The sequence below is a fragment of the Micromonospora sp. URMC 106 genome, from assembly GCF_051386395.1.
GTDB lineage: Bacteria > Actinomycetota > Actinomycetes > Mycobacteriales > Micromonosporaceae > Micromonospora.
Genome location: NZ_JBPQTP010000069.1, coordinates 1 through 24,424, shown reverse-complemented (window position 1 = coordinate 24,424; position 24,424 = coordinate 1). Strand labels below are relative to the sequence as shown.

25 protein-coding genes and 1 tRNA gene are annotated in these 24,424 nt (G+C 74.8%); 12 read left to right on the top strand and 14 right to left on the bottom strand.

Going from position 1 to position 24,424, the window contains the following annotated elements; all coding sequences use genetic code 11:
• Positions 1 to 76: 76 nt before the first annotated feature.
• Complete coding sequence (metG, locus tag ACSNOB_RS20755) at positions 77 to 1,879, bottom strand: methionine--tRNA ligase (RefSeq protein ID WP_436688131.1); 1,803 nt, start codon at positions 1,877 to 1,879, stop codon at positions 77 to 79.
• Between the two features lie 149 nt (positions 1,880 to 2,028).
• On the opposite strand from metG, the gene ACSNOB_RS20750 reads away from it, so the two are divergent.
• Together ACSNOB_RS20750 and ACSNOB_RS20745 are read left to right on the top strand one after the other, a co-directional pair.
• The gene (locus tag ACSNOB_RS20750; protein ID WP_436688130.1) at positions 2,029 to 2,967 is read left to right on the top strand and encodes a hypothetical protein; all 939 of its coding nucleotides are present in this window, start codon (positions 2,029 to 2,031) and stop codon (positions 2,965 to 2,967) included.
• A gap of 112 nt (positions 2,968 to 3,079) precedes the next feature.
• Entirely contained in the window at positions 3,080 to 3,397 is a 318-nt protein-coding gene (locus ACSNOB_RS20745; RefSeq protein WP_393102373.1) for a hypothetical protein, read from the top strand.
• A 65-nt stretch (positions 3,398 to 3,462) separates the two neighbouring features.
• Here ACSNOB_RS20745 and rsmI read toward each other — a convergent pair whose 3' ends face one another.
• Positions 3,463 to 4,302, bottom strand: a complete 840-nt coding sequence (rsmI, locus tag ACSNOB_RS20740) for a 16S rRNA (cytidine(1402)-2'-O)-methyltransferase (protein ID WP_393102917.1) — start codon at positions 4,300 to 4,302, stop codon at positions 3,463 to 3,465.
• A gap of 93 nt (positions 4,303 to 4,395) precedes the next feature.
• Here rsmI and ACSNOB_RS20735 point away from each other — a divergent pair, with 93 nt between their 5' ends.
• Positions 4,396 to 6,081, top strand: a complete 1,686-nt coding sequence (locus ACSNOB_RS20735; RefSeq protein ID WP_436688129.1) for a dolichyl-phosphate-mannose--protein mannosyltransferase — start codon at positions 4,396 to 4,398, stop codon at positions 6,079 to 6,081.
• A 583-nt stretch (positions 6,082 to 6,664) separates the two neighbouring features.
• Here the strand turns inward: ACSNOB_RS20735 and ACSNOB_RS20730 are convergent.
• On the bottom strand, positions 6,665 to 6,934 hold the full coding sequence (locus ACSNOB_RS20730; protein ID WP_436688128.1) for a hypothetical protein: 270 nt from the start codon (positions 6,932 to 6,934) through the stop codon (positions 6,665 to 6,667).
• A gap of 136 nt (positions 6,935 to 7,070) precedes the next feature.
• Here ACSNOB_RS20730 and ACSNOB_RS20725 point away from each other — a divergent pair, with 136 nt between their 5' ends.
• The 3 genes from ACSNOB_RS20725 (at position 7,071) to ACSNOB_RS20715 (ending at position 9,990) form a co-directional block, all read left to right on the top strand.
• Positions 7,071 to 8,183 carry a winged helix DNA-binding domain-containing protein gene (locus tag ACSNOB_RS20725; protein WP_436688127.1) on the top strand — a complete coding sequence of 371 codons (1,113 nt, stop codon included), beginning with the start codon at positions 7,071 to 7,073 and terminating at the stop codon, positions 8,181 to 8,183.
• Positions 8,176 to 8,832, top strand: a complete 657-nt coding sequence (locus ACSNOB_RS20720) for a 4'-phosphopantetheinyl transferase family protein (RefSeq protein WP_436688126.1) — start codon at positions 8,176 to 8,178, stop codon at positions 8,830 to 8,832. The genes ACSNOB_RS20725 and ACSNOB_RS20720 overlap by 8 nt, the downstream gene beginning before the upstream one ends.
• A gap of 147 nt (positions 8,833 to 8,979) precedes the next feature.
• Complete coding sequence (locus tag ACSNOB_RS20715; RefSeq protein WP_436688125.1) at positions 8,980 to 9,990, top strand: hypothetical protein; 1,011 nt, start codon at positions 8,980 to 8,982, stop codon at positions 9,988 to 9,990.
• An 86-nt stretch (positions 9,991 to 10,076) separates the two neighbouring features.
• Here the strand turns inward: ACSNOB_RS20715 and ACSNOB_RS20710 are convergent, their stop codons facing one another.
• Positions 10,077 to 10,766: a hypothetical protein gene (locus ACSNOB_RS20710; protein WP_436688124.1), complete on the bottom strand. Its 690-nt coding sequence runs from the start codon at positions 10,764 to 10,766 to the stop codon at positions 10,077 to 10,079.
• A gap of 239 nt (positions 10,767 to 11,005) precedes the next feature.
• Between ACSNOB_RS20710 and ACSNOB_RS20705 the strand changes: the two genes are divergently transcribed.
• Complete coding sequence (locus ACSNOB_RS20705) at positions 11,006 to 11,560, top strand: M23 family metallopeptidase (RefSeq protein ID WP_436688123.1); 555 nt, start codon at positions 11,006 to 11,008, stop codon at positions 11,558 to 11,560.
• An 81-nt stretch (positions 11,561 to 11,641) separates the two neighbouring features.
• Here the strand turns inward: ACSNOB_RS20705 and ACSNOB_RS20700 are convergent, their stop codons facing one another.
• Positions 11,642 to 12,049, bottom strand: coding sequence for a hypothetical protein (locus tag ACSNOB_RS20700; protein ID WP_436688122.1), 408 nt, complete (start codon positions 12,047 to 12,049; stop codon positions 11,642 to 11,644).
• Between the two features lie 45 nt (positions 12,050 to 12,094).
• Entirely contained in the window at positions 12,095 to 12,565 is a 471-nt protein-coding gene (locus tag ACSNOB_RS20695) for a GNAT family N-acetyltransferase (protein ID WP_436688121.1), read from the bottom strand.
• A gap of 127 nt (positions 12,566 to 12,692) precedes the next feature.
• On the opposite strand from ACSNOB_RS20695, the gene ACSNOB_RS20690 reads away from it, so the two are divergent.
• Positions 12,693 to 13,199, top strand: coding sequence for a GNAT family N-acetyltransferase (locus ACSNOB_RS20690; RefSeq protein ID WP_436688120.1), 507 nt, complete (start codon positions 12,693 to 12,695; stop codon positions 13,197 to 13,199).
• A 196-nt stretch (positions 13,200 to 13,395) separates the two neighbouring features.
• Positions 13,396 to 13,587, top strand: coding sequence for a general stress protein CsbD (locus ACSNOB_RS20685; RefSeq protein WP_436688119.1), 192 nt, complete (start codon positions 13,396 to 13,398; stop codon positions 13,585 to 13,587).
• Positions 13,588 to 13,715: 128 nt separating this feature from the next.
• Here the strand turns inward: ACSNOB_RS20685 and ACSNOB_RS20680 are convergent, their stop codons facing one another.
• On the bottom strand, positions 13,716 to 14,636 hold the full coding sequence (locus ACSNOB_RS20680; protein ID WP_436688118.1) for an alpha/beta fold hydrolase: 921 nt from the start codon (positions 14,634 to 14,636) through the stop codon (positions 13,716 to 13,718).
• A 516-nt stretch (positions 14,637 to 15,152) separates the two neighbouring features.
• Between ACSNOB_RS20680 and ACSNOB_RS20675 the strand changes: the two genes are divergently transcribed.
• Positions 15,153 to 15,539, top strand: a complete 387-nt coding sequence (locus ACSNOB_RS20675; protein WP_436688117.1) for a hypothetical protein — start codon at positions 15,153 to 15,155, stop codon at positions 15,537 to 15,539.
• A gap of 94 nt (positions 15,540 to 15,633) precedes the next feature.
• Here ACSNOB_RS20675 and ACSNOB_RS20670 read toward each other — a convergent pair.
• The 6 genes from ACSNOB_RS20670 to ACSNOB_RS20645 all read right to left on the bottom strand — a co-directional run bounded on the left by ACSNOB_RS20670 (position 15,634) and on the right by ACSNOB_RS20645 (position 22,302).
• A tRNA-Ala gene (locus ACSNOB_RS20670) sits at positions 15,634 to 15,707 on the bottom strand.
• Between the two features lie 175 nt (positions 15,708 to 15,882).
• Positions 15,883 to 16,674: a divisome protein SepX/GlpR gene (gene sepX, locus ACSNOB_RS20665; RefSeq protein WP_436688116.1), complete on the bottom strand. Its 792-nt coding sequence runs from the start codon at positions 16,672 to 16,674 to the stop codon at positions 15,883 to 15,885.
• 178 nt (positions 16,675 to 16,852) lie between these two features.
• Positions 16,853 to 17,461: a GNAT family N-acetyltransferase gene (locus ACSNOB_RS20660; protein ID WP_393102915.1), complete on the bottom strand. Its 609-nt coding sequence runs from the start codon at positions 17,459 to 17,461 to the stop codon at positions 16,853 to 16,855.
• Between the two features lie 132 nt (positions 17,462 to 17,593).
• On the bottom strand, positions 17,594 to 18,907 hold the full coding sequence (locus tag ACSNOB_RS20655; protein ID WP_393102357.1) for a molybdopterin molybdotransferase MoeA: 1,314 nt from the start codon (positions 18,905 to 18,907) through the stop codon (positions 17,594 to 17,596).
• Positions 18,904 to 19,866, bottom strand: a complete 963-nt coding sequence (locus ACSNOB_RS20650) for a UTP--glucose-1-phosphate uridylyltransferase (RefSeq protein WP_436688115.1) — start codon at positions 19,864 to 19,866, stop codon at positions 18,904 to 18,906. The genes ACSNOB_RS20655 and ACSNOB_RS20650 overlap by 4 nt, the downstream gene beginning before the upstream one ends.
• A gap of 9 nt (positions 19,867 to 19,875) precedes the next feature.
• A complete protein-coding gene (locus tag ACSNOB_RS20645; protein WP_436688114.1) occupies positions 19,876 to 22,302 on the bottom strand; it encodes a diguanylate cyclase in 2,427 nt (808 codons plus the stop codon).
• Between the two features lie 85 nt (positions 22,303 to 22,387).
• Here ACSNOB_RS20645 and ACSNOB_RS20640 point away from each other — a divergent pair, with 85 nt between their 5' ends.
• Together ACSNOB_RS20640 and ACSNOB_RS20635 are read left to right on the top strand one after the other, a co-directional pair.
• Positions 22,388 to 23,056, top strand: coding sequence for a 5-formyltetrahydrofolate cyclo-ligase (locus ACSNOB_RS20640; RefSeq protein WP_436688113.1), 669 nt, complete (start codon positions 22,388 to 22,390; stop codon positions 23,054 to 23,056).
• A gap of 61 nt (positions 23,057 to 23,117) precedes the next feature.
• Positions 23,118 to 23,495 carry an FmdB family zinc ribbon protein gene (locus ACSNOB_RS20635; protein WP_393102354.1) on the top strand — a complete coding sequence of 126 codons (378 nt, stop codon included), beginning with the start codon at positions 23,118 to 23,120 and terminating at the stop codon, positions 23,493 to 23,495.
• 514 nt (positions 23,496 to 24,009) lie between these two features.
• Here the strand turns inward: ACSNOB_RS20635 and ACSNOB_RS20630 are convergent.
• Positions 24,010 to 24,192 (bottom strand): hypothetical protein, encoded by a 183-nt coding sequence (locus ACSNOB_RS20630; protein WP_091107652.1) that lies wholly within the window; start codon positions 24,190 to 24,192, stop codon positions 24,010 to 24,012.
• Between the last annotated feature and the right edge of the window lie 232 nt (positions 24,193 to 24,424).

Below are 24,424 nucleotides of genomic sequence, written 5' to 3'. Positions count from 1 at the left end.
CGCTGCCGGCCCGGCCGGCGGTACGGACGACGACGGGCGCGACCCCGAGGGGGTCGCGCCCGTCGGCACGGGTGACTCAGCCGGCCAGGCGGGCCAGCTCCTCGTCGACGATCGACGGGTCGAGCTTGCGGAAGACGGGCTTCGGCGCGGCCAACTCCCGGCCCACCTCCAGCGGCACGGATTCCCAGCGCGCGCCGACCGAGTAGTCGCCGGTCAGCACCGGGTACGCGGGCCCGCCGTCGAGGTCGGCGACCTCCTCGATGACCGGCATCGGGGCGTGCACGCCGGTGCCGCCGAGCAGCTCGTGGACCTTCTGCGCGGAGTGCGGCAGGAACGGGGTGAGCAGCGTGTTGGCGTCGCTGACCACCTGGAGGGCGACGTGCAGGATGGTGCCCATCCGGGGCTTGTCGGCCTCGCCCTTGAGCTTCCACGGGGCCTGCTCCGAGAGGTACCTGTTGGCCTCGGCGACGACCCGCATCGCCTCGCCGATGGCCTGCTTCTGCCGGTGCCGGGCGATCAGGTCGCCGACCGTGGCGAAGCCGGCCCGGGCGACGGCGAGCAGGGCCTCGTCGGCCTCGGTGAGCCCGGCGGGATCGACCGGCGGGATCGCGCCGAAGTTCTTCGCCGCCATGGAGATGGACCGGTTGACCAGGTTGCCCCAGCCGGCGACCAGCTCGTCGTTGTTGCGGCGGAGGAACTCGGCCCAGGTGAAGTCGGTGTCGTTGCTCTCCGGGCCGGCGGCGGCGATGAAGTAGCGCAGCGCGTCGGCGTCGTAGCGCTCCAGGAAGTCCCGGACGTAGATGACGACCCGCCGGGAGGAGGAGAACTTGCGCCCCTCCATGGTCAGGTACTCGCTGGAGACCACCTCGGTGGGCAGGTTGAGCCGGCCCAGCCCGCCCGGCTCGCCGTCGCGGTCGCCCTCGCCGGAGTAGCCGGAGAGCAGCGCCGGCCAGATCACCGAGTGGAAGACGATGTTGTCCTTGCCCATGAAGTAGTAGGCGCGGGCATCCTTCCCCTCGGCGTCGGCGGACCACCACTTCCGCCAGGCCTCCGGGTCGCCGGAGCGGCGGGCCCACTCGATCGAGGCGGAGAGGTAGCCGATCACCGCGTCGAACCAGACGTAGATCCGCTTGTCGGGGCGGTCCCGCCAGCCGTCGAGCGGGATCGGCACGCCCCACTCCAGGTCGCGGGTGATGGCCCGCGGCTGGAGGTCGTCGAGGAGGTTCCGCGAGAAGCGCAGCACGTTCGGCCGCCACCCCTCCCGGGTGTCCAGCCACTGCCGCAGCACGTCGGCCAGGGCGGGCAGGTCCAGGAAGAAGTGCTCGGTCTCGACGAACTTCGGGGTCTCCCCGTTGATCCGCGACTTCGGGTCGATCAGGTCGATCGGGTCGAGCTGGTTGCCGCAGTTGTCGCACTGGTCGCCACGGGCGCTGTCGTAGCCGCAGATCGGGCAGGTGCCCTCGATGTAGCGGTCGGGCAGCGTCCGGCCGGTGGACGGGGAGATCGCCCCCATGGTGGTCTTCGGGACGATGTAGCCGTTGCGGTACATCCCCTCGAACAGCTCCTGCACCACGGCGTAGTGGTTGCGGGTGGTGGTGCGGGTGAACAGGTCGTAGGAGAGCCCGAGTCCGTGCAGGTCCTCGACGATCACCCGGTTGTAACGGTCGGCCAGCTCGCGCGGGGTGACCCCGTCCGCGTCCGCCTGCACCTGGATCGGGGTGCCGTGCTCGTCGGTGCCCGACACCATGAGCACGTCGTGACCGGCCATCCGCATGTACCGGCTGAAGACGTCGGAGGGAACGCCGAAACCGGAGACGTGGCCGATGTGGCGCGGGCCGTTGGCGTACGGCCAGGCAACCGCCGCGAGAACGTGACTCATGACCAGCAAGCCTAGTGACCCGCTTCCGAGGATCGCGAACCAATAGGGCCCGCGGGTCGGCGGTCCGGCCGAATCGGGTCGGCCGTTGGTCCGATTTGTCGCCGACACGCGGCCTGACCTGCCTGCCCGCGCACCGGTGGCGGGGTGCAATGAACGTCGTGACTGGCAGACGAGCGGCCCGGGACCACGACGACCGCGCCTCCGGCCCGGCGGGCGGCGGTGCGGCCGGCGCGTCGCGCGGCGCCCTCGCGCCGCATCCGCGGGCGGTCCCGGCCGCCGCGCCACCGGAACCACCGCCGGACCCGCCCGCCGAACCCGCCGAACCCGCCGTCGAGGTCGAGCCCACGACCGGGGCGCCGGTCGACGCCGTCCCGCGCCGGGTCCCGGTCCGGCAGCCCCAGCACCGGCCCCGCCGGGGACGTCGCCCCGACGGGGACGCGCCGGACGACGGGGGTACGCCGGACGGCGACGACGGGGCGTACTGGCCGCCGATCGAGCAGGTGCACTGGGACGGCACGCCGATCAGGGAGGAGCCGCCGCACGAGCGGCAGCGGACGCCCCGGGACGGCGGCCGGCGCCCCCGGCGCGCCCCGCACCCGCCCGACCCGCTGCCGGGGCTGGCCGCGCTGCTGGTGTTGAGCCTGGTCGCGGCCTTCTTCTCCTGGGTGAGCGCGGGACCGTTCTGGCTGGCGGTGGGGCACGCCACGCGGGGCACGGTGGTGATCGTCGACTGCGACGGGGGCGGGCTCACCCAACGCTGCCGGGGCAACTTCCTCGCCGCCGACGAGCCGTGGATCGCGCACGGCGTACGGGTCAGCGGGGTGGCCGCGGAGCGGACCGCGACCGGCGCGTCGCTGCCGGCCCGGATGACCGGCCCGGACGGCGGCACCGCGTACGCGGACACCGGCGCGGCCGGGCACCTGCGCTGGCTGCTCGGCCTGCTGGTGGTGTCGGGCTGCTGCGCCGGGATCGCCCGGTGGACCGGGTCCACCCGGATCGCCGACCCCCGGAAGCGACGTTGGGCGGTGACGGGCGCGGTGGCCGGCCCGCTGGCGATCACCCTCGGCTTCCTCGTCGCCGCCTGGTGAGCCGCCCCGCCGGCAGGGGTTGCGCCGTCCTGGCCGGGCCGGCGCGGCGCCCGGCCGGACGCGACAGCGGGACGACAGCGGGACGACAGGACCGATCAATACGGTCGTCGACATGAGCATCTCCAAGACCATCCGTCGCCTCGCCCTCGGCGCGGCCACCACGTCGATGGCCGTCGGCGGCCTCGTCGGCACCGCCAGCCCGGCCTCCGCCGGGGTCCACCAACCGCCGGCCGGCTGCTTCGCCGAGATGGGCTGGTACTACGGCATCGCCCGGTGCAACTACGGCATGCCCGCGTTCCAGGTGCTGGTGCGGTGCAACGACGGCACCTACCGGACGGGGCCGTGGCTGCAGCCGGGCCCGACCTGGTCGCAGGCCAACTGCAACCACCCGCTGTGGGTCACCGACGTGTGGGTCAACCTGGCCGACTGACGGCGCCGCGGGCCGCCGCGGCGGCCCGGAGTCCCCTTCGGGCCGCCGCGGGCGTCGACGTCCCGCTAGGCGTGCACGACGCCGTAGACCTCGCGGCGGCGCAGGCCGTACTCCGTGGCGACCTCGGTGATCGCGTCCCGCCGGGACAGGCCGGCGGCCTCGCGGGCGGCGACGGCGGCCCGCAGCGTGTCGTCGTCGGGCCGTTCCGGGGCCGACTCGGGCGCGCCCGCCACCACCAGCGTGATCTCGCCGCGCGGCTCCCGCTCGGCGGCCCAGTCGGCCAGCTCGCCGAGCGGGCGGCGGACGATCTCCTCGTACGTCTTGGTCAGCTCGCGGCACAGCGCCGCGGGCCGGTCGGCGCCGAACGCGGCGGCCAGGTCGGCGAGCGCCCCGCCGATGCGGTGCGGCGCCTCGAAGAAGACCAGCGTCCGCTCCTCGGCCGCGAGGGCCCGCAGCCGGGACCGGCGGGCGCCGGGGGTGCGCGGCAGGAATCCCTCGAAGCAGAACCGGTCGCAGGGCAGCCCGGACAGCGCCAGGGCGGTGGTGACCGCGCTCGGGCCGGGCGCGGCGGTGACCGGCACGCCGGCGTCCAGTGCGGCCCGGACCAGCCGGTAGCCCGGGTCGGAGACGCTGGGCATGCCGCCGTCGGTGACCAGGGCGACCACGTAGCCGGCGGTCAGCACGTCGGCCAGCTCGGGGGTGCGCCGCTCCTCGTTGCCCTCGAAGTAGGAGACGATGCGGCCGCCGACGGTGACGTCCAGGTCGCGGGCCAGGCGGGTGAGCCGGCGGGTGTCCTCGGCGGCCACCACGTCCGCGGCGGCGAGCACCTCGCGGAAGCGGGCCGAGGCGTCCGCCGGGTTGCCGAGCGGCGCGCCGAGGAGGATCAGGCGCCCGGTGTCGGACATTTCACCCACGAGAACAGCTCCTTCATAGACACAGGTGCCCGGTATCGGAGACGACGGGCGCCACCGGGCACCTCCGCAGCCTACGATCGCCGGGTGACGAGCGCGTCGACAGCACAGAGCGCGGACCAGGCGGAACCGGACGCCACGGCGGGGGGCCCACCGCAAGGGCCGTCCCCGGCTGCCGGCGGCGGCGTTCCCGGCGTCGTCCGGCGCCGGCTGGCGACCGTGGAGGCCCGGCTGGACGGGCGCTCCTGGCTGGCCACCGGCGTCATCGTCGCGATCGCGGCGATCCTGCGGTTCGTCGGCCTGAGCCACCCGCCGGGAAAGATCTTCGACGAGATCTACTACGCCCGCGAGGGCTGGGCCCTGGTCGACAAGGGCGTCGAGTGGAACTACAAGGACAACGGCCCCTCGTACGTGGTCCACCCGCCGCTGGGCAAGTGGCTGATCGGGCTCGGCGAGTGGGCCTTCGGCTACTCCGACACCGAGCACGGCATCTCCGTGCCGGGGCACCTGATGACCACCGCGCCGGAGTTCGGCTGGCGGTTCTCGGCGGCGGTCGTCGGCACCCTGTCGGTGCTGCTGCTGGTCCGCATCGGCCGGCGGATGTTCCGCTCGACCGCGCTCGGCTGCGCCGCCGGCCTGCTGCTCGCGCTGGACGGCTTCCACCTGGTGCTGTCCCGCACGGCGCTGCTCGACATCTTCCTGCTGTTCTTCGTGCTGGCCACGTTCGGCGCCCTGGTGCTCGACCGGGACGCCCGGCGGCGCCGGTGGGCCCGGGCGCTGGAGGCGGGCCTCGACCCGGGCCGGCCGGGGCGGGCCGGGCGACCGGCGGGCGGCTGGCGGGACTGGCCGTGGTGGCGGCTGGCCGCCGGGGTGCTGTTCGGCTGCGCCTGCGCGGTGAAGTGGAGCGCGCTCTACTTCCTGCCCGTCTTCGCGCTGCTGGTGATCTTCTGGGAGGTCGGGGTCCGCCGCGGCGCGGGCGCCCGCCGCCCGTGGCGGGACACGGCCCTCGACGAGCTGCCCTGGCTGGTGCTGGCCGGGGTGCTGATGGTGCTCACCTACGTCGCCACCTGGTCCGGCTGGCTGCTCGGCGACGACGGCTACTACCGCCTCGCGGAGCGGTACCCGAACGCCCCGCTGAGCGACACCCCCGTCCTCGGGGCACTGATCAACCTCATCGAGTACCACAGGGCGGCGTACGGCTTCCACACCGGCCTCGACGACCCGCACAAGTACCAGTCGTGGCCGTGGCAGTGGCTGCTGCTGGGCCGGCCGGTCGCCTTCTACTGGTCCGGCGAAGGGGCGTGCGGGGCGCCGAGCTGCGCCTCGGAGGTCCTCCTGCTCGGCACTCCCCTGCTCTGGTGGTCGTTCCTGCCCGCCCTGGTGGCGCTGGCCTGGCTCGGCGTGGCCCGGCGGGACTGGCGGGCCGGCACGATCCTGCTCGTCGTGGCGGCCGGTCTGCTGCCGTGGTTCTGGTTCGCGCTCGACGGCCGCACGATGTTCTCCTTCTACACCGCGCCGGCGCTGCCGTTCCTGGTGCTGGCGGTGGTCTACGTGCTCGGCGCGATCGTCACGCCGGCGGGACCGACCGGGGACGGCAGCCTCGCGCCGGTCGACGCCGGCCAGGACCGGCGGCTCGTGGGCGGGGTGGTCGCCGGGGCGTACGTCCTGCTGGTCGCGCTCTGCTTCGCGTACTTCTATCCGATCTTCGTCGGCAAGCTGCTCCCGTACGCCGAGTGGTCGGCGCGGATGTGGCTGGACGGCCGCTGGATCTGACCGGCCGCGCGCGATCCGCCGGCCGCCTCTCGGGGCCGTCCGGCGGCGGCGGGCAGAGCGAAACGGGCCCGCACGCGTGGCGTACGGGCCCGTCAACAGAGAAGCGCGCCCCGATCGCCTGCCACGGGGGAAGCGGGCGATTGGGGCGCGCACAGGAAGCTTAACCACCCCGTACCACCGGCACAACGGGGCGACTTCGGTCAGATTTCCGACCGAGGGGTCGCCGTACACCGGGATCACACCCGGTCGTTGACACTCCGTCATCCCGCGCGAACGGTACGAAACGGCGAAAGCCCTCCAAGCGGCTCTCCACGAGCCGGAACGAGGGCGCCCCGGCGGCTCCCGGGCGGCGTTTCTGACGCGCCGATCGTCGGCCCCTGGCGGTCCCGCCGCCGGGGTCCGATCGGCTCACGAAGTTCCGGACCGGCCTGGCGCTTCGTCGCCCGCGTCCGCTGTCAGCGGGATCATCCGGTTGTTCACATGCTGGAAATTCCCGCCCGGGGGGCATCCTTCACCCAGCGGGCGGTCGCGGCGATCAACTACGAGGTGGAGGAGCCCGTACCGGGCCGGGCGTGACCGGGCGTCAGGGATGTCTGGGCTGCCGGGGCAGCCAGCCGATGAACCGGTCCTGGAGGGAGACCCCGGAGACGGGCGGCAGGTCCCGGGCGGCGGCCGCGAGGCAGGAAGCCAGGTAGACGCTGAGCATCGCGGGGTCGACCTCGAACTCCGCCAGCAACCGGGCACGCTTGGCGGCGCACGGCCAGTCGGCGCCGCAGGTGCCGCAGGCCCACGTCGGCGCCAACGGCGCGTGTCCGTCCACGGGGGACGCCGGGTCTTCCGCAGCACCGGTCATCGCACTCCCTCTCCGGTTCCACGTGGCGGCCCGGCCCGGGCCGTGTCGACAATGGATGGCCGGTCGTCCCCCGGCGACGTCCCGTCAACGCCACGGAACGCTGCGGCGTTACGCCGCTGCGGTACGTTCACCAACCATGGCTGTCGCGACCCTCACCGTAGACCAGGTGCTGGCCTGGCGCTCCGGCCGGCACCTGCTGCACCGGCCGGCGGGCGTGGACCCCGTCGACGTGGTCGGCCGGCTGGTCGGCGTGCAGGCGCAGGTCCCCTCCGCCGCCGAGCAGGCCGTCGCCGCCCGACAGCCCGATCCCCGGCCCGGGGCCGTCGCGTCCGCGCTGGCGCAGCGGCGGCTGCTGCGCACCTGGGCGATGCGCGGCACCCTGCACGTGCTGCGCGTCGAGGACGCGCCCGCCTGCCTGTCCCTGCTGGCCGCCGGCCGGTTCTGGGAGAAGGGCTCGTGGCAGCGCGCCTTCGTGACCGTTGACCGGTTGGCGGCGATCGCCGACGCGGCCGTCGCCGCGCTGGACGGCCGGACGCTGACCCGGGAGCAGCTCACCACCGAGATCGTCGAGCGCACCGGCGACCCGACGGTCGCCGGGCACCTCGACTCGGGCTGGGGGGCGGTGCTCAAGCCGCTGGCCTGGCAGGGCCTGCTGGTGCAGGGGCCGCCCGAGGGCAACCGCGTCACCTTCACCCGGCCGGAGACGCTGCTGCCCGACTGGCCCGGGCTGCCCGCGCCGGAGGAGGCCGCGTCCCGGGTGGTGCCGGCGTGGCTGGGCGCGTACGGGCCGGCGGACGCGGAGACCTTCGACCAGTGGTTGAGCCGCGGCGGCTCGAAGCGGGCGGCGCTGCGCGCCTGGTTCGCCCGGCTCGTCGACGCGGGCGAGCTGGTGCCGGTGACCGTCGACGACCGGCCCGCGTACGCCCGGGCCGCCGACGTGGACGAGATCGCCGCCGCCCGCCCCGACGACGCCGTACGCCTGCTCCCCGCCTTCGACCAGTGGGTGCTCGGGCCCGGCACGAAGGACACCACGATCGTCCCCGCGGACCGGCGCGCCGCGGTCAGCCGGGCCGCCGGGTGGATCTCGCCGGTCGTGGTGCACCGGGGGCGGGTCGTGGGCACCTGGGAGGCCCGCGACGGCGAGCCGGCGGTGGACCTGTGGCCGGAGTCGCCGCCGGTGCCGGCCGACGCGCTCGACGCCGAGCGGACGCGCGTGCGGTCGTACCTCTCGGGGGGCGGCGATGCGTGACCTGCTGCCGCCGGCGGTGGCGGTGGCGGTGGCCGGGCCGGCGGACTGGACGGGCGAGCTGCTGCCGGCCGAGCGGGCGTGCCTGAGCGACCGGGCGGTCCAGAGCCGCCGCCGCGACTTCACCGCGGGGCGGGTGTGCGCCCGGCGGGCCATGGCGGCGCTCGGCGTGCCGCCGGTCGCGGTCCCGTCGGCCGCCGACCGGTCGCCGGTCTGGCCGGCGGGCGTGGTCGGCGCCATCACCCACACCCGCGACTACTGCGCGGCCGCCGCCGCGAGCAGCGCCGAGATCCGGTCGGTCGGCATCGACGCCGAGCGGCACAAGGAACTCAACGCGGGCGTACGCCGGCTGGTCTGCCTGCCCGAGGAGGAGGACCGCTGCGCCCGCCTGCCGGCGGGGACCTCCTGGCCGGCGGTGCTGTTCAGCGCGAAGGAGACGGTCTACAAGGTGTGGCACCCGGTCGTCGGCACCTGGCTGGACTTCCACGACGCGCTGGTGGAACTCGACCCCGACGCCGGCACGTTCACCGCCCGCATCACCCCGGCCCGGATCGACGCCGCCCCGGCGGCCCGCCCGCCGGCCCTGGTCACCGGCCGGTTCAGCGTGGACGACGCCCTGGTACGCACCGCCGCCGTGCTGCTGCCGGACTGACCCGCCGCCGGCCCCTCGCCCCTTCGACCCGGCACAGAATCCGTTCAGGGGACAGCGTCACGCCGCCGGACACGCGAAGATGTTCCGTTGTCCGCGCACGGTAGCGTCAGCCGCGTTTGCCGTCGTCGTCAGGTGCCTAGGAGTACGGTGAGTCACCCCCAGCCCCCATACGGGCCGCAGGATCCCAACCAACCGAGCCCGGAGCAGCAGCCGCAGCCGTACCCGACGGCACCGATGCCGCAGTTCCCCGCCGACCAGGGCGGCTACCCGCCCCAGCCGCCGGTCTCCGGCGGCCCGCAGCCCGCGGGCGACCCGTGGGCCCCGCTGCCGCCCGTGCCGCAGCAGCCGACCAACGACCCGTGGGCCGCGCCGCAGCCGCCGGTCTCGGGCGCCCCGCAGCCCCCCGTGTCGGGCGCGCCCGGCGAGCCGTGGGCCGCGCCGCACCAGCCCACCTCCGGGATGCCGCAGCCGCCGGTCTCGGGCACGCCGTACCCGCAGATGACGTCCGGGGCGCCCGGCTACCCGCTCGGCGCGCCGCAGCCGGTCGCGCCGCCGAACAACACGAAGAAGACCGTCCTGATCATCGCGATCGTGGCGGTCGTGCTGACCCTGCTCTGCTGCGTCGGCGGCATCGCCGCGGTCGTCGCCGGCGCCGACAAGGCGAAGGACGACATCGAGAAGGCCCTGCCCACCCCGGCGACCACCAACGCGGCGCCGGGCGGCGCGCCCGCCACCAGCTCCGCCCCGGGCAAGGACGACGAGACCTACAACATGAAGCCGGGCGACACGCTGGTGCTCAGCGACGACGACGGCACGGTCGAGGTCACCGTCACCCGCTTCACCACCGCCACCAAGGGCTGCCGGGAGTACGCCCCGGATCCCGACAAGGGCATGTACCTGATCGCCCACGTCACCGCCACGGTGACCAAGGGCAAGGGCTCGATCAACCCGTTCTACTTCGAGTGGGTGGCCGACGACGGCACCACGACCAACGGTCTGGCGAGCGCGCTCTCCGGCTGCGGCGACACCCTGAGCTCCGGCAACAACCTGCGCGAGGGCAGCAAGCGGGCGGGCACCGTGGTGTTCAACGTCCGCGACAAGAACGGCGCGCTGGAGTACAAGCACAAGTTCGAGAGCGCTGGCTCCTGGAAGCCGTAGTCCGCGCCTGGTGACGGGAGGCCGGTCCCTCGGGGCCGGCCTCCCGTGCTGTCACCGGCCCGTCCCCTCCCCGGGCCGGCGCCTGGTCACCGGCCCTGCTCCAGCAGGTCGGCGACCGTGATCAGCGGGGTCACCAGGGACGGCACCAGGGCGGGGTCCTCCAGCCGGCCGTGGCGGTAGGTGATGAGCTCGGCGCCGCGCACGCTCCAGGCCGGCACCGCCCCCGCCAGGTGCGCGCCGATCAGGGTCGGCCCGACCAGGGCCTGCTGGCCCGGGGCCGCCGCGCCCACCCGCCACTGACGGTCGAACTCCTCGTACCCGGTGGCGTACGTGTCGCTGCCGAACAGGGCGCGCCCCAGCTTCGAGAACAGGTGGCGCGGCGCGACCGCGAGCGGCGGGAACTGCCGCCGCAACCAGACCGAACAGACGACGTACGTGTGGGTCTGTGAGCTGGTGGTCTGGTTGCCGTCCGCGCCGGTCGAGGTGTGCGTCTCGGTGTACGCGTACTCGGCCACCCCGACCGGGCGGCCGCGCAGCGTCCCGGTCAACGCGAACCGCACGCCCCGGCGGCTGCGGCCCGGCACCCGGTCGGCCCAGGCGACCTGGGGACGCTCGACGTACGCCCAGCCGTGGTGGGCCGCCCACTGCCGCCACCGCTCCCGCCGCTCCCGTTCCCGCCGGTGGGCCGTCACGACCAGCGCGACGAGCCCCACCACGAGGAGGGCGGCGAGCGCCCCGCAGCCGCCCATCACGAGCACGGTCGTCACACGGTCCACGGGCGGCAGCGTAGTGACCGCCCGCACGCCCGCCGGCTCTCGGGAAGCGCTACGGGTTCCGCCGACGCCACGCCGTCCCTTCGTCACCCGGCGTCGCGGACGACCCCTGCCGACCACTGATCGCACCCCAGACGTCCACAAGGTCCGTTGATCCGCCACCGGGCGTGTTGTTCAGTTCCCAGCGGCACCGTCGACGACGACGAGGCTGAATCTCTGCTGAGCCGTAGGGGAGATCCACAGTGAACAGAACGAGGACGGTCCTGCGTCGGGTCGGCGCGACCGTGAGCGCGCTGCTGATGGTCGCCGGTGCCGCCGTCGTCGGGGCCACGCCGGCCTCCGCCGCGAACTACTACTACGAGCTGCCGTACCCGGCCGGCGAGGCCTACCGGGTCACGCAGGGACCGGAGGGCACGTACTCGCACGTCGGCCCGTACAACGAGTACGCCTGGGACTTCGGCCTGCCGGCGAACTACGAGGTCTCCGCCTCCCAGGCGGGCACCATCATCATGTCGAACTGGTCGCCGTACTGGCAGAACGGCATCGAGGTGATCATCCGGCACTCGAACGGCCAGTGCACCCACTACGCCCACCTGAACCGGGCGATCTACAACGCGGGCACCTGGGTCCCGCAGGGCCGGGTCATCGGCTGGTCGGGCAGCACCGGCGCGTCCTCCGGGCCGCACCTGCACTTCCAGGTCATCAACTGCAGCACCCGGGTGGGCATCCCCGCCACGCTCCAGGGCTGGACGCCGTACACCGGCACCTGGCCGGTCAGCGTCAACTACTACGCCTGACCGGTCCACCGAGGGTCCCCGCTCGCCGTGCCGACGGCGGGCGGGGGCGGGCGGGTCCACCGACCCGATCCGGCCCGCGGGTCAGGGTGGGGTGGTCGCGACCGACTCCGCGGCGCGCAGGCGGGCCACGGCACCGTCGAACAGGTCCCACCCGTCGCACTCGACGTGGTTGGGGTCGGTGGGTCGCCAGCCCCGGGCGAGCGCCTCGTCGAGCAGCGCCCGCACCGCGCCCGGCCGGTGCAGGTTCAGGTAGCCGTCAGCGGTCGCCACCCCGCCGGAGTGCAGGAGACCGTCGGGCACCATGCGCCCCGGTCCCCCCATGAAGACGATCTCCAGCCGGCCCGGTGCCGCGTCGCGGCGTACCGCGAGGCGTTCGCCGCAGCGCGGCATGCCGTCGTCGGCACGAGCGACGTGGTGGCGGTGGGAGACCGTCCAGCGGTACGTCGCCTCGCCGACGACCAGCACCCGTGCGCCCTTCCGACGTCCCACCTGGGCAGCGTACGTTCCCCGGGCGGGCCGGCCCGCCGGCGAATCTCACTCTGTGGAAGACGGGTGGCGGACGTACCGCGCGATCCACAGGCGAGGGATGACCTCGCTCTCCCCGGCCGGCACGAAGCCGAAAGACTCGTACAGGGCCCTCGCCGGCAGGTTCGCCCTGCCGGTGGCCACGATCGTCCGCCGGTGACCCGCCAGGGCGAGCACCTCCCGCACCAACGCCCTGCCCACCCCCTGCCGGTGCGACGCGGGATCGACGACGAGCCGGTCGATGTCCACCTCCGCGTGGTCCTCGCTCCTCGCGATCGCGCCGACCAGTCGTCGGCCGTCGTCGCAGGCGCCGAGCCATCGCAGCGGCGTTGCGCGCAGCTCATCGAGCGTCTCGTGCAGGGGCGGGATGCGGTCGTCACCGATGATCGACGCCTCCACCGCGTACGCGGCCCGCTGCAACGACAACAGCGTCCGCGCCAGCAGCTCGTCGCCGCCGGGCTCGATCTCCGCGATCTTCACCGGATGAGTGAAGCACGGCCCCGTCGACAGCGGGCTGGGCGTCCCCGGCCCGCGTGAGACCCGGCCGGGGTGAGCGCGGGCGAACAATGCCGGCGACACCGACCCGCTGCGGCGGCACACTGACCCGGTGCGCATCCGAGCGGTTCGTCAGACTGAGCTGTCCGTCCTGCGGGACATCGAACGCGCGGCCGGGGAGTGCTTCCGCGACGTCGGCATACCGGAGATAGCCGACGACGAACCCCTGCCGCCCGACGTCCTCGCCCGCTACCAGCAGGCGGGCCGGGCCTGGGTCGCCACCGACGCCACCGACGTGCCGGTCGGCTACCTCATCGCCGACGTCGTCGACGGCAACCTCCACGTCGAGCAGGTGTCGGTGCACCCGCGCAGCGCACGCCGCGGGGTGGGACGCCGACTGCTCGACCACCTCGCCGACCGGGCGACGGCCACCGGCGTACCGGCACTGACCCTCACGACGTTCGCTGACGTGCCGTGGAACGCCCCCTACTACGCGCGCTGCGGTTTCCTGACTCTCGACGACAGCGACCTCACGCCCGGTCTGCGGGCCGTCCGCGAACGTGAGGCCGCACACGGGCTGGACCGCTGGCCCCGCGTCTGCATGCGACGCGACCTGTGATCCTTCCGGACGCCCGATCGGTCACGATTCCCCCGAGGCGGCACGACTGCCGCTCACGCACCTCCGGAGTACGGCGCTCATCGTGGCCATCCCGGCGGTCGCCCGGTCAGCCGACAGGTTTTCGCCCGCCGGGCGCGGGGACGCGGCTCGGGAGGGGCGCACGGCGCCCGGTCCGCCACAACGACTGGGAGGCGACATGAGCTTGGAGAGGGCAAACGACAAGGCCGAGCAGGTGGCCGGCCCCGCCCGGGCGCGGCTGGGCGACATGAACCGGGACGAGCGGGCTCAGACGGAACGGGTGATGCACCGCGACGAGATACGCGGCGAGCAGCCCGGCGAGCACGTCCAGGAGGACGCCCGGGACGCGAGGGACGACTTCACGACCTGATTCGGGCGCGGTGGTCGGTGGTGCGGCCGAGGGGGTGGTCCCTGGCCCGCGGGCTGGGGGCGCCACGGTGGTCGGTGGTGCGGCCGAGGGGGCCCCTGGCGCCCGGCCCTCACCGGCTACCTGCGTCGTCAGAAACCCGCGTCGAGCACCTTGCGGACCGAGTCCAGGACGAGTTGTGGCTGGCCGTAGTGCACGTAGTGATTGGTCGTCTCGGCGGTCAGGTGTTCTCCTCGGCCGGACAGCGCGGCCAACCCGGCGTGGTGCTCGAGCACTTCGCGTGGTTGCCCGGCTGCGGAGATCACGACCACGGGCCAGGTTCCCCATGCTTCCGGACGTACCGTCGACTGCACCAGACGGGCGCTGTGCACGGACGCCGCGGCCTCCGCGGCGGAGGTCGCCATGCTGGTGTTTCGATAGACGACCGCGGCGTGCTCACGCACTGGCGGGGGTGCGTCGCTGCTGGCGGCGCTGCCCGGGAACAGGCGCACCACGCCGATCCGGGCGGCGAACCGGAAGCCGGCCATCTGCACGCGGATGATCGGTACGCTCGCCTGCAAGGCGCCGGTCGCCCGCTCGTCGGTGACATCCACCAACACCAACCCGGCGGTTTCGGTTGGCCATCGATCGGCGAACAGGCGCACCACCTGCCCACCGAAGGAGTGACCGACCAGGACGAACGGCCCGCGTTCGCCAGCGGCGTCCAAGAGCGTGTGCAGTTCCTCGGCCAGTCGCCCGGCGTCTCGCCGGCCGGGCCCGGGTTCGCTCCACGCGTAGCCGGCCCGGTCGTAGCTGCACGCCCGCACCCGGGCGGTTCCCGACGTGTCGGTCAGGCCCTGTTGAACCGTGGCCCAGGTCGTGGACGACTCGCCGAGCCCCGCTTCGAAGACCACGGTCGGCCCACCGCTGGCCGCTCCGGTGCAGTTCAGGTGCAGCCGGTGCCCCCCGACGTCGATCAACCGGCCCGGCGCCGGATGCCGCTGACCGTCACCGCGCCGCGACAGTGTCTCGTAGGTCCACCCGGCACCGGTCAACGCCACGAACACCGTCACCAACGCAGCGACAATCCGCAGCAGTAGTACTCGCCGGCGACGTGATCGCGCGGGACGCCGAGGCTCCGCCGCATCCGTTTCCTCCAGACTCTCTCTCACGCCGACGACGCTAGGGAGCCGCGACGCCTCCGGGATCGGCCTCCGGTCGCGCCCGTCGTGCTACGTGCGTCGCAACCGGCCCCCGCCGCCCTCCGCCTTACGGCCGAGGGGGTCCTGCCACGGATCGGGGAGCTCCCCTACGGCGCACGATCCGACCTACCGGGTCGAGCGGCTTACCGCCTCGTGGCTGGCCCCAGCACTGCCGGCCAGATCGGCTCGTTGGGACCCCGAGTTCATGCCGAGCCCGCGCGATCCGTGCGCTGTCGTCTGTCGACAATTGAGCGACAGGTATGCCAGCTGCCTGTCGTCTGTCCGCTCAAGATTTACTCAAAGATCGACGAGGTTGCTCGGCGATCCTGTACGCCTCGACTAACTTCCCTGCGAGAAACGCACTCGATCGAGGTGGAAGTGACTCACATGTCGAAATCCTGGTTCACCCGTGCCGCGGTGGTCGGCAGCGTCGCCGTCGCGACGATCGTCGGCTCCAGCGGTGCCGCGATAGCCTCCGACGAGACGCTGACCCTCTCGGGGGGCCGCGGCGCGATGACCTTCATCGATGACGGCGACGTTTTCAAGGTCTGTGACACCCGTGCGGACGGTCATGGCGTCACGGGCGAGTTGTTCTACCGGTCGTGGCTCGAACCCACGAACCGACTTGTGCTCACCGTCGACGACGGCGGTGACTCGGGCTGCGACAAGGCCGGGTACAACGTCGGAAACGACGGCTACTACCAGATGCGGGTGTGCTGGGATGGCTGGGACCCGATCGTGTCATGCCAGTGGAGCGAGGAGTTCAACGAGTAGCGCCTCCGCCGCCGCCCCTGGGCGGCGGCCAGCACTCTGTTGGACGAATGCGAAAGGCCGTCTCCGACGATCGGAGACGGCCTTTCGAACTGGGTGGAGCTGAGGGGATTTGAACCCCTGACCCCCTCGATGCGAACGAGGTGCGCTACCGGTCTGCGCCACAGCCCCTCCGCCGGCGAACCGGCTTCGGTCCCACCCGGCTGTCACCGGGCGGGCCGGCGACAAGGCTAACAGGTCCACCGCCTCCGCCGCGAATCCACCCCCGGCGCGGCGAGATCTTGGCAGGAACAGGCCCCCAGAGGGACCGATTCCCACCAAGATCGCCAGCGCGGCACCGGGAGGGTCAGGCGGAGTGGGTGCCGCGGCCCGACTGGTACGGGCGGCCCCGCAGGCCACCCGTACGCCGATAGGAGACGGAGCCGCCGTTGGCCGCCGCGGGCAGGTCGGTCGGCCGGTCCAGGCCCATCGCGGCGCGCCGTACCGCCTCGCGCTGGGCCGCCAGGCGGCGCTGCGCCTCCCGGCGGGCCGCCGCCCGGCGGGCCTGCTCCCGCCGCACCTCGGCCTGCCGGGCGGCCAGCCACGCCGCCTCCCGGGCGTGCGCCCGCCGCCGCCGGCGCTCCGCCACGGCCCGCGCCCGCAGGTGTACGACGTACGCGACCAGCAGGGCGGCGGTGACGCCGAAGCTGATCCAGAAGCCGGGGCTGACCACGATCACGCCGATCAGCTCGACGAAGTTGAGCAGCAGCAGCGCGGCGAGCACCCGGCGCCGGCGGTAGACGGCGGGGGTGTGCTGCCGGCGGGGCGGGGGCCGGCGGCGGGTCTTCTTCGCGGCGGGCGGCACGGCGCGCAGCCGGCTCGACCGGCGGGCGGCGGGCGGTGCCGAGACCGGAGCGGCGAGACCGCCCGTGCTCTTGTCTTCGCTGAGCGTGACGACGAGCGAGCGGGGCGGGTGGACCGGCCGCCGCCCCGGGACAGTACGACGCCGCCGGCGGCGCTGGAGCACCCGCGCCGTCGACTGCGCCCGCTCCGCCACCAGCCGCTCGGTGGCGTCGTACCGGCGGACCAGCGCCGGCGCGAGGGCGAGCAGGCCGGCGGCGGCGAGGACGGCGAGGAGCACCGAGGTCGGCACCCTCACCCCTCCCGTCACCGAATTCGGAGCAACCGCCGCCCGACCGCAGGATCTTCCACCGATCGTGGTCGGGTGCGTGGATCGTACGGGCGGAGCAGCGCTTGCCACAGCTTGCAGTCACTTGAGGTTACGGGCCGCCGACGCGGATGGTGACGCGCCGCGCCGATCCCGCCCGTGGGACGGCTCACCCGGTGGTGGCGCGGATACGGTGCCAGCGGGCCAGCAGCCCGCCCTCGGCCGCGACCTCCTCGCTGGTCATCGCGTATCCGATGTGGTCCCGCCACGCACCGTCGATGTGCATGTACCGCACGTGGTACGACTCCTCGCGGAAACCCAGCTTCTCCACCACCCGCCGGGACGGCCGGTTCTCCGGGCGGATGTTCACCTCGACCCGGTGCAGTCCGCCCGGGCCGAAGGCGTGGTCGACGGCGAGCGCCATCGCGGTCGGGATGATGCCGCGACCGGCGACCCGGGAGTCCACCCAGTAGCCGACGTACCCGGAGCAGAACGCCCGCCGCACGATGCTGCCGACGTTGAGGTGCCCGACGAGCCGCTCGCGCCCGTCCTCGCGCAGGCAGACCGCGAACGGCATCCCCTCGCCGGTGCGCGCCGAGCGGCGCTGGTCGCGGTGCACCCAGCGGAACGAGGCCGGCGAGTTCGACTCGTGCCAGCTTCCCGGCAGGGACGACTCCCACGGCGCGAGCCACTCCCGATTGGCGCGGCGCACCTCCGACCACGCGGCGGCGTCCGAGCGCCGGTAGGGCCGCAGCACGACCGGACCGTCGGCCAGCACCGCCGGCCAGCCCGGTGCCCGCCCACCCCCGAACAGATTCACCGGGTCAGCTTCCGCTCGCGACCGCGCGCTCGCAAGACCGCTCCCCGCGCGCGCCGGACCGGCCGTCCGCCGGCGACCGGGACGTCCCGCTCACCGGCGCCGGTCCAGCAGGAGGACGTCCACGGTGGACCCGGCCGCCGCGGTGGTCACCCGCTCGCCGAGCACCATCAGGCCGTTCGCCTCGGCCAACCCCGAGAGGGTGTACGGCCCGCCGTTGAGCGGCTGGACCGTGTAGCCGCCGCCGCGCCGCTCGGCCACGTGGGCGGGGCGGAACTCGCGCAGCCCCACCGGGGACGAGATCGTCTCCAGCAGGTGCGCGCGGACGCTGGGCCGGAACACCGGCTCCGCCCCGGCCAGCAGGTTTATCGCCGGGCGGGCCAGCACCTCGAAGCCGATCAGGGCCGCGCCCGTGTCGCCGGGCAGGCAGACCACCGGCACCTCCTCGGCGCCGACCGTGCCGAAGCCGAGCGCCGTGCCCGGATAGAGCGCCACCTCGGTGAACGTGACCGGCCCGGCCCGGCCGCCCTCGCGGCGGGAGAGGATCCGGCGCACCATGTCGCCCGGCCCGGTGCCGGTGCCCCCGGTGGTGATGATGAGGTCGGCCCGCAGCGTCTGGTCCTCCAGCAGCCCGCGCAGCCCCTCCGGGTCGTCGTCGCAGATGCCCACCCGGTACGCCAGCGCGCCCACCTCGGCCGCCGCCGCGGTGAGCGCGTGCGAGTTGGCGTCGACCGTCTGGCCGGGCTGGCTGCCCCGGCCCACGTCGACCAGTTCGTCGCCGGTGGCCACGATGACCACCCGGGGGCTGGGCCGGACCACCACGTGCCCGATGCCGGTGGCGGCGAACACCGCGACCAGCGCCGGGGAGACGTAGGTGCCGGCCCGGGCGAGCAGCGTGCCGGCGGGCAGCTCCTCGCCGGCCCGGCGCACCCCGTACCCCCGCTTGGGGACGCGGAAGATCTCCACGGCGGCCATGCCCTGGTCGGTCCACTCGACGGGGACCACCACGTCCGCGGCGAGCGGCAGCGGCGCCCCGGCGGCGACGGAGAAGCACGCGCCGGGGGTGAGCCGGACCGGGCGCCAGCTCGCCGCGCCGAGGTCACCGACGACGTTGAGCCGCACGTTGCGCCCGCCCGGCCCGCCCGACTGGGTCGGGACGTAGCCCACGCCCCGACCGCCGCCGGAGATGTCCTCCCAGCGGGCCGCGTACCCGTCCACGGCCGCCTGGTCGAAGGCCGGGAAGGAGTGCGGCGCGACGACGTCCTCGGCGAGGACGTTGCCGTGCGCCTGGGTGAGGTCGAGGTCGAGTGGAGGCAGCGCGCGTAACCTGCGCAGCACGCTGCCCAGGTAGTCGGCGAGCGGCGTCAACTCGTTCGCGGCCGCCTCGGCGTCGGCCGACGCTGTCATGTACCAGTCACGCCCGACGCGTCGGCGTTGACGAACTCGGCCAGCCACTTGCGGAACTCGCCGCCGAGGTCGTCGCGCTCGGCGGCGATCTGCACCACGGTCTGGAGGTAGCCCAACGGCATGCCGGTGTCGTAGCGGGTGCCCCGGTAGACGATCGCGTGCACCGGCGTGCCCTCGTTGCGCAGCAGTTCCATCGCGTCGGTCAGCTGGATCTCCCCGCCGCTGCCCGGCTTCGTCCGCCGGATGGCGTCGAAGATGCTGGGCGGCAGCACGTAGCGACCCAGCACCGCGAGGTTGCTCGGCGCGTCCTCCGGCTTGGGCTTCTCCACCATGCCGGTGACCCGGACGACCTCGCCGATGTCGGTCAGCTCCGCCTCGGCCGGCTCGACCGAGGCGATGCCGTAGCGCTTGGTCTCGGACGGGTCGACCTCGAAGAAGGCCAGCACCACGCCGCCGGTGCGCGCCTGGAGTTCCAACATGGCCGGCAGCAGCGGCTCGGACTGCTTCACGAACTCGTCGCCCAGCAGCACCGCGAAGGGCTGGTCGCCGACGTGCGACTCGGCGTACCCGACGGCGTGGCCGAGGCCGAGCTGCTCGGGCTGCCGGCAGGTGTAGATCTCGGCCAGCTCGCTGGGGCGGCGCACGGCGGCCAACCGCTCGGCGTCGCCCTTCTCCTCCAGCCGGGCCTCCAGGTCGGGGCGGCGGTCGAAGTGGTCCACCATCGACGTCTTGCCCCGCCCGGTGATCAGCAGGACGTCGCCGATGCCGGCCTGGGTGGCCTCCTCGACGATGTACTGCAGCACCGGCCGGTCGACCACCGGGAGCAGCTCCTTGGGCACCGCCTTCGTGGCCGGCAGGAACCGGGTGGCCAGTCCGGCGGCCGGGATGACGGCCTTGACCGCGCGGGGGCGACCGGTTGCGGCGGTCGCCGATGAGGGGTTCGCTGAGTGCTCCGACATGTCGCGAGACTATCGGCCACGGCTCTGCCGTGGAGGGTGAGGACCGGAAGACGCGCCGCCGCTCGTGCCGGGCCGCGCGGGACCGGGTCCGGCCGGCGCGTTCCGGGGGTCGGCACCGGGCCCGGGGGGCGCGGTGCGCGGGTCGGCGTCGGCCGGATCGGCCGGATCCGGGCGGGTCCGGGCCGGCTGGCGCGGGGCGCCGGCGCGCGGCATCCCGTCCTCGGGACTGACCGCGCCCGCGGGGACGGGGATCTCCAGGGCCGGCGGGTCGGCGCCCCGTCCGTCGCCGGCCCGCTCGTCGTCGGCCCGCTCGCCGTCGGCCCGCTCGCCGTCGCCCCGCCCGCCGCCGCCGGGCTCGCCGCCGCCGCGCTCGTCCTCGACCCGCCCGGGAGCGGTCCGCTCCCCGGCGATCCGCCAGGTGTCCCGGCCGGCCGCCTTGGCGGCGTAGAGCGCGTCGTCGGCGGCGTCCAGCACCTCCTGGCCGGTGCCCGCGTGGTCGGGATAGACGGCGATGCCGATGGAGACGGTGACCGCGATGGCCACGGGCGCGCTCCCGCCGTGCCCGTCGGCCGCCATCGGGGTCTCCCGGACGGCCGCGCCGAGCCGCTCCGCGACGATCGTCGCACCCCGGGCGTCGGTCTCCGGCAGCAGCACCACGAACTCCTCGCCGCCCTGCCGGAAGGCGAGGTCGACCTCGCGGATCTCGCCGCGCACCCGGCGGGCGAACTCGGCCAGCACGGCGTCGCCCGCCGCGTGCCCGTGCGTGTCGTTGACGTCCTTGAACCGGTCCAGGTCGAGGGCGAGGACGCTGAGCATCCGGCCGAACCGGCTCGCCCGCTCGACCTCCCGGCGAATCGACTCCCGCAGGTAGCGGTAGTTCCACAGTCCGGTGAGCGGGTCGGTCAGCGAGAGCCGCTGCGCCTCCTCGTGCACCCGTACGTTGTCGACCGCCACGGCGGCGTGCCCGGCGAAGGTCCGCAGGGTGACCAGGTCGTCGTCGTCGAACTCGTCCGCGCCGAGCCGGTCGTAGAGGGCGAGCACGCCGAGCGCCCCGGCGGGGGCCGCCGGCTCCGACCCGGGGCGGGCGGGCGGCCCGTCCCGGGCGGCGTCGGCCGCGCCCGTCGCGCCCGGGGCGGCGAACGGCACCGCGATGTACGTCCGGCAGCGTGGCTCGCCGGGCGGCACGGTGGACGGCTCCACCCGGCCGCGCTGCGGCTCTCCCGTCGCCGCGACGGCCCCGACCACGCCGCTGCCCAGCGGCACCCGCAGCGGCCCGGCCCCCTCGTCCGGCGGGCAGCGGTCGTCCAGCCCTTCGGTGCACTGCGCGACGAGCACCCCACCGTCGTCGACCAGCAGCACCGCGCCGGCCCGGGCACCCGTCGCCGCGATCGCGCTGTGCAGGATCACCCGCAGGATGCGTTGCAGGTCGTGCGTGCTGGCCAGGGTGTCCCCCAGCACCGCCAGGTGCCCGCGCAGCTGGTCCCGGCTGCTGGTCAGCGCCGCCACGTAGGTGCCCGTCTCCCGGGTCATCCGGTTGAACGCGCCGGCCAGCCGGCCGATCTCGTCCCGGCTGCGCACCGGCACCCGGGCGGTCAGGTCGCCGCGGGCCACCCGGTCCACCGCGCCGGCAAGCTCCACCAGCGGGCGGGTGGTCACCCGGGCCAGCCGCCAGGCGGCCACCACGGCCAGCAGGGCCGCCACCAGCACCGCCGCGAGCAGCGCGGCGTACAGGCCGGGCGGCTGGTCGCTGGGGACCGAGAGCACCAGCGGCAGGGGCTGCCCGGCGGAGGGGCCGACCCGGCGGACGTACCGGCCGTCGGCGGTCTCGGTGACCCGCTCGCCGCGGAGCGAACCGGCGGCGGCGAGCACGGCGTCGCGTACCCCGGTCGACTCGGTGCTGTGGGCGAGCCGGACGGGCGCCTCGGCGTCGTCGAGCAGGGTGACCGCCACGCCGGTCACGGCCGCGAGCCGCGTCACGAAGGCCGGGTCGACCGGATGCGCGGCGGCGACCGTGCCCAGCGACCCGCCGGACCGGTCGCGCAGGTCGACCCGGGCGGCGAGCGCCCGCACCGGGCCGCCGGCCGGCGCGGCGGCGGAGCAGTCCCGCCAGGGTTCGGCCGGCCCGCCGGGCGTCGCGTAGGTGACCCGGCCGGTCCCGTCGGTGACCCGCACGGCGGCCGCCAGGCCACGGCTGACCACCTGGCTCGCGGCGCCGGACCGGTCACCGGTCAGGGCGACCGCGTCGGCGGCGGCCCGCAGCTGCTGGCAGAGGGCGTCGACCGAGGTGCGCACGGTCGCGGCGGCCACCGCGAGCCGCTCGGTGGAGCGGCTCCGGTCGACGGCGACCACGGTCGAGCCGACGAAGAACGCCCCGAGCACCACCGGGCCGAGCACCACCGCCAGGAAGGCTGTGGTCAACCGCCCGCGTAGCGTCACTCGGTCCCCCCGGAAGTTCCGCCGCCGTCGCTTGCGATGCTGACACAGAGCAACCAGGTGACAAACGTTGCGTCAGGAGTGTTGCGTGCCCGATTTTTCTGATGAAGCGGAAGCGGCGAAGCGGGACGCCCGCGCCGCCGTGCTCGCCGCCCGCCGGGCGCTGACCGCTCCCCGGCGGGCCGAGGCCGCCGGGCGCGTCCAGGCCGAGCTGGTGGCACTCGTACGCCGGCTGCGCCCGCGCCGGATGACGGCGTACGTGCCGGTCGGCTCCGAGCCGGGCGGGGCCGACCTGCCGGCGGTGCTGCACGCGGCGCTGCCGCCGGGAGCCGAGCTGCTGCTGCCGGTGCTCTGCGACGACCTCGACCTGGACTGGGCGGCCTGGACCGGGCCGGACGCGCTGGTGGCCGCCGGCCGGGGGATGCGGGAGCCGGCCGGGCCGCGGCTGGGCCGGGACGCGGTGGCCGGGGCGGAGCTGGTGGTGGTGCCGGCGCTCGCGGTGGACCGCCGGGGCCTGCGGCTGGGCCGGGGCGGCGGCTCGTACGACCGGGCGCTGGCCCGGGTGCCGGCGACCGCGCTGACCGTGGTCCCGCTGCACGACGGCGAACTGGTCGGGACGCTGCCGGCCGAGCCGCACGACCGCCCGGTGCGCGCGGTGGTCACCCCCGCCGACGGCCTGCGTACGCTGGACGCCGCCCCCGGGGGCGCGGCGGGTGTCGCGCCCCACACTTCCGCTGGACGAATCCGGGGGCGATGACGCACCATTGGCACTCGAAGACGTCGAGTGCCAACCGGCCGTGCCAGATCCGGAGGAGACCGTGCCCACGTACCAGTACGCCTGCACCGCGTGCGGCCACCAGCTCGAGGCGGTGCAGTCCTTCTCTGACGAGCCGCTGACCGAGTGCCCGGCGTGCGAGGGGCGGCTGCGCAAGCTCTTCAACTCGGTGGGCATCGTGTTCAAGGGCTCGGGCTTCTACCGCACCGACTCGCGCTCGTCCGGCGCCGACACCGGCAAGAACGGCGGCGCCGCCAAGCCGGCGAAGTCCGACTCGTCCTCCTCCGGCGGCGACTCCGGCTCCTCGGCCGGCTCGACCGCCGCCTCGTCCTCGTCCTCCTCGGCGTCGTCGAGCAGCTCGAACGGCTCCGGCGGCGGGGCGAGCAAGACCCCGGCCGCCAGCACCGCCAGCGCGTCCTGACCCACGCCGCACCGACCCGGGGCCGGCTCCTCCCGCCGCCCCGGGTTCTTCGTGGCCGACCAGGGTCACCGGGGTTCGGGCGTCCCTGAGCCACCGGGATCTCGGCGCTCCCGAGGCCGGGCCATTGCCTGCGTACCCTCTCCGTGGCCGCGCGGGTGCGCCCCCGGCAGGCGGAGTTGCTGCCGGCGGGTCACGCCACCCGGCCGCGGTTGTCCACAGGGCCGGGCCGTCATCCACAGGCTGAGGGACGTTGTCCACAGGCCGGACGGGATTCTCCACAGACCGCCCGGTGTCTTCCCGTCCCCGAGCGCCTGGAAGGTACAGGTCCTCCAAGACGGCTCGGTCTTCCACAGGCCGGCGGGTCCGGCAGGCCGGGCGAGCGGGTCCGACCCGGGCGGACGGGTCCGGCACGCCCCGGGCTAGCGGGTCAGACCCGGCCGGGCGAGCGGCTCCGGCACGACCCGGGCAAGCGGTTCGACCCGGCCAGGCGAGCGGGTCCGACCGGCCAGGCGGTTCAGTCCCAGTGCGGGGGGCGCTCGGCCAGCAGCCAGTCGTCGTTGCCGCCGGAGCGTTCGCCCCAGCCCCGGTCGGTGTCGTCGGCGGTCTGCTCGGGCAGCACCACGAAGTCGTCGCTCAGGTCGACCGTGCGGTCGTCGTCGCCGCGTACCGCGGGCGTCCCCGGAAACTCGGTGCTCACGAGCGGCAAGACTAACGCAGCGGCGGCCCGGTCACCGGCGCCGAGCCGGTGGGCCCGCCGCGTCCGGCCGTCGCCGGGCCGCGGCGTTGGTAGCGTCGGACGGCGTGACGACCCCCACCTCCGGCAGCGCCCCGGACGAGTACTGGCGGCGGCCCGACACCGCGCCGGAGCAGTCCACGGCCCCGGCCGCACCGACGCCGGGCCGACCGGCGCCCGCGGGCCCGTGTAGCGG

Excerpts from the sequence above, each read along its gene's own strand:
- ACSNOB_RS20675 (WP_436688117.1), top strand. The coding sequence starts at position 15,153 with ATGTCGAAATCCTGGTTCACCCGTGCCGCGGTGGTCGGCAGCGTCGCC.
- ACSNOB_RS20685 (WP_436688119.1), top strand. The coding sequence starts at position 13,396 with ATGAGCTTGGAGAGGGCAAACGACAAGGCCGAGCAGGTGGCCGGCCCC.
- ACSNOB_RS20750 (WP_436688130.1), top strand. The coding sequence starts at position 2,029 with ATGAACGTCGTGACTGGCAGACGAGCGGCCCGGGACCACGACGACCGC.
- ACSNOB_RS20650 (WP_436688115.1), bottom strand. The coding sequence starts at position 19,866 with ATGTCGGAGCACTCAGCGAACCCCTCATCGGCGACCGCCGCAACCGGT.
- metG (WP_436688131.1), bottom strand. The coding sequence starts at position 1,879 with ATGAGTCACGTTCTCGCGGCGGTTGCCTGGCCGTACGCCAACGGCCCG.
- ACSNOB_RS20725 (WP_436688127.1), top strand. The coding sequence starts at position 7,071 with ATGGCTGTCGCGACCCTCACCGTAGACCAGGTGCTGGCCTGGCGCTCC.
- ACSNOB_RS20720 (WP_436688126.1), top strand. The coding sequence starts at position 8,176 with ATGCGTGACCTGCTGCCGCCGGCGGTGGCGGTGGCGGTGGCCGGGCCG.
- ACSNOB_RS20730 (WP_436688128.1), bottom strand. The coding sequence starts at position 6,934 with ATGACCGGTGCTGCGGAAGACCCGGCGTCCCCCGTGGACGGACACGCG.
- rsmI (WP_393102917.1), bottom strand. The coding sequence starts at position 4,302 with ATGTCCGACACCGGGCGCCTGATCCTCCTCGGCGCGCCGCTCGGCAAC.
- ACSNOB_RS20655 (WP_393102357.1), bottom strand. The coding sequence starts at position 18,907 with ATGACAGCGTCGGCCGACGCCGAGGCGGCCGCGAACGAGTTGACGCCG.
- ACSNOB_RS20745 (WP_393102373.1), top strand. The coding sequence starts at position 3,080 with ATGAGCATCTCCAAGACCATCCGTCGCCTCGCCCTCGGCGCGGCCACC.